The 8,824-nt window shown below is 49.5% G+C and carries 5 protein-coding genes and 1 pseudogene; 5 read left to right on the plus strand and 1 reads right to left on the minus strand.

Annotated elements, in window-relative coordinates; translation table 11 throughout:
• Nucleotides 1–43 precede the first annotated feature (43 nt).
• Nucleotides 44–745, minus strand: coding sequence for a 3D domain-containing protein (locus QVO97_RS06105; protein ID WP_288189139.1), 702 nt, complete (start codon nucleotides 743–745; stop codon nucleotides 44–46).
• A gap of 452 nt (nucleotides 746–1,197) precedes the next feature.
• On the opposite strand from QVO97_RS06105, the gene hrcA reads away from it, so the two are divergent.
• From hrcA to QVO97_RS06130, 5 genes and pseudogenes are all read left to right on the plus strand, one after another.
• Nucleotides 1,198–2,241 (plus strand): heat-inducible transcriptional repressor HrcA, encoded by a 1,044-nt coding sequence (gene hrcA / locus QVO97_RS06110; protein ID WP_022359494.1) that lies wholly within the window; start codon nucleotides 1,198–1,200, stop codon nucleotides 2,239–2,241.
• A gap of 31 nt (nucleotides 2,242–2,272) precedes the next feature.
• The gene (gene grpE / locus QVO97_RS06115; RefSeq protein ID WP_022359495.1) at nucleotides 2,273–2,884 is read left to right on the plus strand and encodes a nucleotide exchange factor GrpE; all 612 of its coding nucleotides are present in this window, start codon (nucleotides 2,273–2,275) and stop codon (nucleotides 2,882–2,884) included.
• 144 nt (nucleotides 2,885–3,028) lie between these two features.
• Nucleotides 3,029–4,897 (plus strand): molecular chaperone DnaK, encoded by a 1,869-nt coding sequence (gene dnaK, locus QVO97_RS06120; RefSeq protein ID WP_022359496.1) that lies wholly within the window; start codon nucleotides 3,029–3,031, stop codon nucleotides 4,895–4,897.
• 385 nt (nucleotides 4,898–5,282) lie between these two features.
• A pseudogene (gene dnaJ / locus QVO97_RS06125) lies at nucleotides 5,283–6,460 on the plus strand (molecular chaperone DnaJ).
• Nucleotides 6,461–6,920: 460 nt separating this feature from the next.
• Nucleotides 6,921–8,824, plus strand: a 1,904-nt coding sequence (locus QVO97_RS06130) for a L,D-transpeptidase family protein (RefSeq protein WP_288189142.1), incomplete at its 3' end; no start/stop codon positions are given.

The raw sequence follows: 8,824 nt of genomic DNA on the forward strand, positions 1-8,824 counted from the left end.
TGAAGGCTGCCATTTTATAACCTTATATAGCAGACAGAGTTGTTTAGCGGACAATATAGACATCGGCGCTTCTCTTTCCATACTGCAGTGCCTGACTGTGGGAATTGAAGAAGATGTCCAGTTTGTTTCCGCGGATGCCGCTGCCGCTGTCCTCGACGGTATAGACAACGCCGTTGATGCGGAGTTTGGTTCCGAGCGGGAATACGCGCAAGTCGGCGGAAATGGTATGTCCTGCCTGCGGAATGGTGCCGGATTTAGTGCGGTTCTTTCCACCACGGCAGCATCTGCGGCAGCTGCAGTAAGCAGTTGTCGTAAAACGTCCGGCGTAGATTTCAGCAGGTGCCTCTGCTTCCTGTGCCTCGGCAGCAGCATTTGTGTCAGTATTTTCAGTCATTGCAGCTTCGCCAGCGTTCTCTGCCTCCACCTGTGCAGACTCATTTGAAAATGCAGCGACTTCTGCCTCGGAAGAGTTCGTGTCAGCTGCTTCTTCCGCAGCAGCGTTTGTCTGCTTTCTAATCAGCTCCGGATCGGAAGCCGGACCAGATGGTGTCTGGGCTGCTTCGGTGGAAGTGCCGTTTGTTTCTTCACCGGCTGCCGCATCTATTTGGGAGACAAGCTCGGTTCCGGCATCTGTGGCTGCCAGTGTATTCATGGTGCCTGCCATGAGACAGACCAGGCTCATTGCCGTTGTGGCAAGTCCGCGCCGCATGGTGTTCATCATATTCATCAAATAAAAACCTCTCATTTCAATTTAGATTCATTTGTCTCACCGCAACGATTGTGTATTTCACAAATATTGCAATGCGTTTACAAATGTTATAATTTATTACTATTATATTACAAAAATGTTAAATGTCAAGTCGGAGAGCCGGAAATAGGGCTCTGGGAGCGGTCGGAGGTTCGACAAGTCGAAAGCTTGTTCGGACGCAAACAGGAAAGCGGGTGAGTGAGTTTCTACCTATAGAAAGTGTGAAAATCAGCGTGCCTAAAAACAGGGTATGCAGAATGAAAAATTTTATTCGAAAAAAGAAGAAAAAATTTTTTTTAAAAACCGAAAAAAATCATTGACAAATACTTGCGTAAGTAATATAGTATGAACTGTAGATATTAGCACTCTGATAGATTGAGTGCTAACAGAAAACTTCCAGAGCGGGTTTAAGAGACCGGCGGAAGCGGATGCACGGAAGGAGAGATTGGATGGAACTGGATGAGAGAAAAGAAAAGATTTTGAAAGCGATTATCCAGAACTATCTGGAGACCGGAGAGCCGGTTGGTTCCAGAACGATCTCCAAGTATTCCGATTTGAAACTCAGTTCGGCGACGATTCGAAATGAGATGTCGGATCTGGAAGAACTGGGATATATCATTCAGCCGCACACATCGGCAGGCCGGATTCCTTCAGATAAAGGATATCGTTTCTATGTGGATCAGTTGATTCATGAGAAAGAGACGGAGGTCACGCAAGTGCGTGATATGGTCATCCAGAGAGTGGATCGGGTGGAGCTTCTGTTAAAGCAGATGGCAAAGCTTTTGGCGAGCAATACGAATTATGCGACGCTGATCAGCGGACCGCAGTATCACCAGACGAAGATCAAGTTTATACAGCTTTCCAGAGTGGAAGCCGGGAAACTCCTGATTGTCACTGTTTTAGAAGGCAACATTATCAAGAACTCGATTGTGACACTTGATGCGGAACTGACCGATGAGGACATCCTGAATCTGAATATTCTTTTAAATAGCGGTCTCAACGGATTGACGATGGAGCAGATTAATCTGGATGTCATTACCCGGATGAAAGGGCAGGCAGGCGAGCGCAGCCACATCGTGGATGTGGTACTAAGCGAGGTGGCCGAGGCGATTCGTTCCGGCGAGGAAGATTTACAGATTTACACCGAAGGTACGACGAACATTTTCAAATATCCGGAACTGAGCGATGGCGCGAAAGCCAGCCAGCTCATCGGGACACTGGAGCAGAAAGACCTCTGGAGAGAGATTCTTACTGAGGACGATGCGGACAGCGATAAGAAAAATGAGATTCAGGTCTACATCGGAAGTGAGACACAGGTGCAGTCGATGAAGGACTGCAGTATCGTTACTGCCAATTATGAATTGGGAGACGGACTTCGGGGAACGATAGGAATCGTTGGACCGAAACGAATGGATTATGACAAAGTTGTATCGACCCTGCGCTCATTAAAGAGCCAGCTCGATCAGACATTCAATCATAAAGATACCGAGTAGCACGGATGTGCAAAATAAAGAGGTGAGAGACATGGCAAAGACAGAGATAGATTCCAAAGCAGCCGAGGCAGCAAATGAGGAGCAGGTAAAAGAAACAGAAACCCAGGCAGAAGCTGAGGCAGTGAAGGAAAAGGAAGCTTCTTCGGAAGACGCACAAGCGCCGGAGGGAGAAAAAGAGAAAAAAGGATTTTTCTCCAAGAAGAAGGATAAGAAAGATGAGCAGATCGAGGAGCTGACGGATCGCCTGAAGCGCACGATGGCTGAATTTGACAATTTCCGGAAACGAACGGAGAAAGAAAAATCAGCGATGTATGAGATTGGCGCAAAGGACATCATCGAGAAGATTCTCCCGGTGGTGGACAATTTCGAGCGTGGTCTGGCGACCATCCCGGAGGGCGAAGAAAAAAGTGCTTTCGCCGAGGGCATGGATAAGGTTTACAAGCAGCTCGTAAAAACACTGGGTGATGCAGGTGTGAATCCAATCGAAGCGGTTGGTCAGCCATTTGATCCGAACTTCCACAATGCAGTGATGCATATTGAGGATGAAAACCTGGGTGAGAATGTGGTAGCCGAGGAGTTCCAGAAAGGCTATGTATACCGCGACAGCGTGGTTCGCCACAGCATGGTAAAAGTAGCAAATTAAAATAGGTAACACGTAGACAGCTGGCACCCAGAATTCGGTGCTGGTGGTTGATTTGATATAATATAGACAGACAGGCGGCAGAATTTAGCTCCCATGAGGAGAAAGAGAACTGCCAGAAAAAGATAATTTCAGGAGGAAATAACTATGAGCAAGATTATCGGTATTGACTTAGGTACAACAAACAGTTGTGTAGCCGTTATGGAAGGTGGTAAACCGGTTGTTATCGCAAATACAGAAGGTATCCGTACTACACCGTCCGTTGTGGCATTTACAAAGACAGGCGAGAGACTGGTCGGCGAGCCGGCAAAGCGTCAGGCAGTTACCAACGCTGAGAAGACCATTTCTTCTATCAAGAGACACATGGGCAGCGACTACAAAGTAACCATTGATGACAAGAAATATACGCCGCAGGAGATTTCCGCGATGATTCTGCAGAAGCTGAAAGCAGATGCAGAGAGCTACTTGGGCGAGAAGGTAAACGAGGCAGTTATTACTGTTCCGGCTTACTTCAACGACGCACAGCGTCAGGCAACCAAGGATGCAGGTAAGATCGCTGGTCTGGATGTAAAGAGAATTATCAACGAGCCGACGGCAGCAGCGCTTGCGTATGGCCTTGATAATGAGAAAGAGCAGAAGATCATGGTATATGACTTAGGTGGCGGTACATTCGATGTTTCCATCATCGAGATCGGTGACGGCGTTATCGAGGTTCTGGCAACCAACGGCGATACACATCTGGGCGGCGATGATTTCGATAACCGTATTACCCAGTGGATGATCGACGAGTTCAAGAAAGCAGAGGGTGTAGACCTTTCCGCTGATAAGATGGCGCTTCAGAGACTGAAAGAAGCAGCTGAGAAAGCGAAAAAAGAGCTTTCTTCCGCAACTACAACCAATATCAACCTTCCGTTCATCACTGCAACCAGCGAGGGACCGAAGCATCTGGATATGAACCTGACCAGAGCTAAATTTGATGAGCTGACCAGAGACTTAATCGAGAGAACCGCAATTCCGGTACAGAACGCACTGAAAGATGCTGGTATCACTGCTTCTGAGTTAAGCAAAGTACTTCTGGTAGGTGGTTCCACACGTATGCTGGCAGCACAGGAAGAAGTAAAACGTCTGACTGGTAAAGAGCCGAGCAAATCCTTAAACCCGGATGAGTGCGTAGCAATCGGTGCAGCTATCCAGGGTGGTAAGCTGGCTGGCGATGCCGGTGCCGGTGATATCCTTCTTCTGGATGTAACTCCGCTGTCCCTGTCCATCGAGACTATGGGTGGTGTAGCAACCAGACTGATTGAGAGAAATACCACAATCCCGACCAAGAAGAGCCAGATCTTCTCTACCGCAGCTGATAACCAGACCGCTGTTGATATCCACGTTGTACAGGGCGAGAGACAGTTCGCAAAGGACAACAAGACACTGGGAACCTTCCGTCTGGATGGCATTCTTCCGGCAAGAAGAGGTGTTCCGCAGATTGAGGTTACCTTCGATATTGATGCAAACGGTATCGTAAATGTATCTGCAAAAGACCTTGGTACAGGTAAAGAGCAGCACATCACGATTACCTCTGGTTCCAATATGTCCGATTCCGATATCGATAAGGCAGTCAAAGAGGCAGCTGAGTACGAGGCACAGGATAAGAAGAGAAAAGAGGGCATCGATGCAAGAAATGAAGCTGACTCCATGGTATTCCAGACCGAGAAGGCTCTGCAGGATGTAGGCGATAAGATCGATGCAAACGATAAAGCAGCCGTAGAAGCTGACTTAAATGCACTGAAAGAAGCTATCAACAAAGCTCCGATCGACCAGATGACCGATGCACAGATTGATGAAATCAAGGCTGGCAAGGAAAAACTGATGAACAGCGCACAGGCACTCTTCAGCAAGGTTTACGAGCAGGCACAGGCAGCTGGCGCAGCAGGAGCACAGGGCGGAGCTCAGGGTGCAGCTGATGCAGGAAGTGCACCGCACGACGATAATGTAGTTGACGGAGACTTTAAAGAGGTATAATATAATAGGCAGCCATTTTTCAAAGAAAAATGAGCGGATTACGAATGTTTTTGAGGATTGCGGGAGCACGCAGTGCGGAGCAATCCGGGACATCGGGGTATCAATAGAAAAACGCAGTGAGGGGCTGTCGCAGGAATCTGCGGCAGACCCCCATTTGTAGGTTGTGGGGTAACTGTTCAGTAGGTCTGCGCATTTACTGCGCTGACCGTACGAAAACATGGGCCAGCAGGCAAAAATCCCATTGCCGTAGGCAATTTTTAATGGATTTTTGCGCGTGACTGTGAAGGTACTGAACAGTTACGTTGTGGGAAGATAAATAGATACGATAGAAACTCTGCCGGATGCGGTCAAATGTACCGGCGGATTTTGGGAAGGAAGAGCTGAAATGGCAGAGAGTAAGAGAGATTACTATGAGGTCTTAGGCGTCCCGAAGGATGCGGACGATGCGACACTCAAAAAAGCATACAGAACCCTGGCCAAAAAGTATCATCCGGATGCAAATCCGGGCGATCAGGCGGCAGCCGATAAATTTAAGGAGGCATCGGAGGCGTACAGCGTACTGAGTGATCCGGAGAAAAGACGTCAGTATGATCAGTTCGGCCATGCGGCTTTTGACGGCGGTGCAGGCGGCGCTGGCGGATTCGNGCAGGCGGCGCTGGCGGATTCGGTGGTTTTGATTTCAACGGCGGCGATATGGGAGACATTTTCGGAGATATCTTCGGAGATATTTTTGGCGGCGGACGCAGCCGCGGCGGCAGAAGCAACGGACCGATGCGCGGCGCGGATGTGCGTACCAGTGTGCGGATTACTTTTGAAGAAGCGATCTTCGGCTGTGAAAAAGAGCTGGAGTTAAACTTAAAGGAAACCTGTGAGAAATGTCATGGAACGGGTGCAAAACCGGGAACCCAGCCGCAGACCTGTCCGAAATGTAACGGTAAAGGCAAGATCATGTACACGCAGCAGTCGTTCTTTGGTCAGATTCAGAATGTACAGACCTGTCCGGATTGTAACGGAACCGGAAAGATCATCAAGGATAAATGCCCGGATTGCTACGGAACCGGCTATGTAGCGAAGAGAAAGAAGATCAAAGTGACGATCCCGGCAGGTATCGACAACGGTCAGATGCTGCGTGACCGCGGCAATGGTGAACCGGGTACCAACGGCGGTCCGCGCGGAGATCTGCTGGTAGAAGTAGTGGTATCCCAGCACCCGGTCTTCAAGCGTCAGGATACAACAATCTACTCAACCGTTCCGATCTCCTTCGTGAAAGCAGCACTCGGCGGTCCGATCCGCATCAAGACGGTGGACGGCGAGGTAGAGTATGAGGTCAAACCGGGAACCCAGACAGATACGAGAGTCCGTCTGAAAGGAAAAGGTGTTCCGTCCCTGCGTAACCGCAACGTGCGCGGCGACCATTTCGTGACGCTGGTGGTACAGGTTCCGGAGCGCATGACCGAGGCACAGAAGGAAGCGCTTCGCAAGTTTGACGATGCCATGAACGGAATTGTACCGGAGGGCGAGAAACATAAGAAAAAAGGACTGTTCGGAAAACTGGAGAAATAGAATACGGACAGGGCGAAAATAGAAAAGAGCTGTCGGGCTGGCATGAAAATATGGCGCGGCAGCTCTTTGCTTTTTCTTTCATAGAAAATTACGTCCCATTACGCGTTCTGTAACAGAATATAGTTACTGTTCACGCATACGTGCCCAGTAACGGAATTTGCCGTGGCTTCGCATTTAAATACGGCAAATTCCTGCTGCCACCACGTTTTCTTACGGCACTTTCGGTTTCAAAAGTGCCTACCCGTGAACAGAAACGTAACAGAATATACCAGAAAATGACAGAGTTTTGTAAGTTGACTTCCGTTTAAAACTTATATACAATAGGACAATGGAGGACCAGCAACACAGATAGAATGGATTTTTGTCAGAAAAATATGCCAAATGATAAAACCATTACTTGAATGGCAGATCCTTCCGGGAATAGGAACCCGTATTGGATTTTTAAAGGGAGAATAGGACGATGACAGATAGAAACGGGAATTTGAATGAAAATTCACGTTCCGGCAGCCGCGAAGATGGGCGGGAGCCGGTAAGACGAAATACGGCGATGAACAGCCGGGAGATTATGCTGGAAGATGAAGATTATCTGGATGAGCCGGATGAGGGCTATTTGGATGATGATTATTTCGACCGGGATATGGAAGAACGGATCCTGAGGGAAGCAGAGCTGGACATGGAAAACATACACCAGCCAGAGCGTCAGGATCAGAACCGGTGGGAAGAGCCGGAACGCCTGCCGGAGAAAGAGCCGGAGGAGACAGCCAGTCGAAAGCGCAGCCGCGCCCGTGGAAATCAGAGCGCGGGCACAGGGCGGGAGGCAGCTCATGCGGCGCCGCAGCGGGGACAGGATTCCGGAAAGACGGCATCCTGGACGGAAACCACCCCGGAAAAGGCAGCTCTGAAAGCTGAGCATAGAAAAAACGGTAAAAAGGCGGCATGGATCGCTGCCTGTACGGCGGGCATTCTGCTCGTGGCAGCCGGAGGCGTCTATGTGGGAATGTCCCAGAAATATAAGGCCCGTTTCTTTCCGAATACGCAGATCAACGGTGTTGACGCGTCCGGAAAGACAGCGGCAGAGGTGCAGGAACTGATTTCGGAAGGTGTGAATGGTTACACACTGACGATCGATGAGAGAAATAATCAGACAGAAACGCTCGCCGGAATCGATATCAAGCTGCATGCGGAGTTTGACGGCAGCCTGGAAAAGATGGTAGCGGCGCAGAATCCGTTCGCATGGCTGTGGCATATGAAACAGGAAGAATATACGATCGGAACGATGGTGGCGTATGACGATGCGGCGCTGGAAAGCCAGATCCGGAATTTATCGTGTTTAGACCCGGAGAAAGCGGTAGAACCGGTCAATGCAAAGATTTCAGAGTATGTGTCCGGACAGGGATATTCGATTGAGCCCGAACAGGAAGGAACGGCAGTCGAGGCGGAGAAGCTGACACAGGCGGTAACGGGTGCGATCGAGAATCTGCAGGATCATTTATCGCTGGAGGAAGCAGATGTCTATAAGAAGCCGACGGTATTGAAAGATGATGCATCTCTGGCAGAACAGCTGGATAAGATGAATAAATACGCGAAAATGAGCGTGACATACCAGTTTGGCGATTCGACGGAGACCTTAAATGGAGATCAGATTCATGCGTGGCTGATTGCCAATGCAGATGGAAGTGTTTCGGTAGATTCTTCCAAGGTGTCGGAGTACGTGTCTGAGATGGCGAAAGCACACAATACTTCAAACAAAGCGAAAACATTGAAAACATCGTATGGTTCCACGATTCAGGTAAGCGGCGGAACGTATGGCTGGAAGATCAACCAGGCGGCAGAGACGGAAGCGCTGGCAGCGATTATTGCCTCTGGCGAGAGTACGACGCGTGAGCCGGAGTATTCCCAGAAGGCGGCGAGCCATGGGGCAAATGACTACGGCGACACTTATGTGGAGATCAACCTGACCGGACAGCACCTCTTCTTCTATAAAGAAGGAAAGCTGGTGGTAGAGTCGGATTTCGTATCTGGAAACCTGGCGAAAGGCTGGGGAACCCCGGCAGGCTCGTATCCGCTGGCATATAAGCAGAAAAATGCGATCCTGAAGGGTGAGAATTACCGGACGCCGGTTAATTACTGGATGCCGTTCAATAATGGTATCGGTATGCATGATGCGAAGTGGAGAAGCAGTTTTGGCGGTGCGATTTACAAGACGAGCGGTTCCCACGGCTGTATCAACCTGCCGCCGAGTGTTGCAAAGACGATCTTTGACAATATTTCGGCAGGAACTCCGGTGATCTGCTACAATCTGCCTGGTACGGAGAAGAGTACGACGAGCGGTACGGCAAAACCGGCGGAGACGAAGCCGGCGGA

The sequence above is a fragment of the Clostridium sp. CAG:43 genome (genome assembly GCF_000434655.1).
Lineage (GTDB): Bacteria > Bacillota > Clostridia > Lachnospirales > Lachnospiraceae > Otoolea > Otoolea fessa.

Excerpts from the sequence above, each read along its gene's own strand:
- QVO97_RS06105 (WP_288189139.1), bottom strand. The coding sequence starts at position 745 with ATGAGAGGTTTTTATTTGATGAATATGATGAACACCATGCGGCGCGGA.
- hrcA (WP_022359494.1), top strand. The coding sequence starts at position 1,198 with ATGGAACTGGATGAGAGAAAAGAAAAGATTTTGAAAGCGATTATCCAG.
- grpE (WP_022359495.1), top strand. The coding sequence starts at position 2,273 with ATGGCAAAGACAGAGATAGATTCCAAAGCAGCCGAGGCAGCAAATGAG.
- dnaK (WP_022359496.1), top strand. The coding sequence starts at position 3,029 with ATGAGCAAGATTATCGGTATTGACTTAGGTACAACAAACAGTTGTGTA.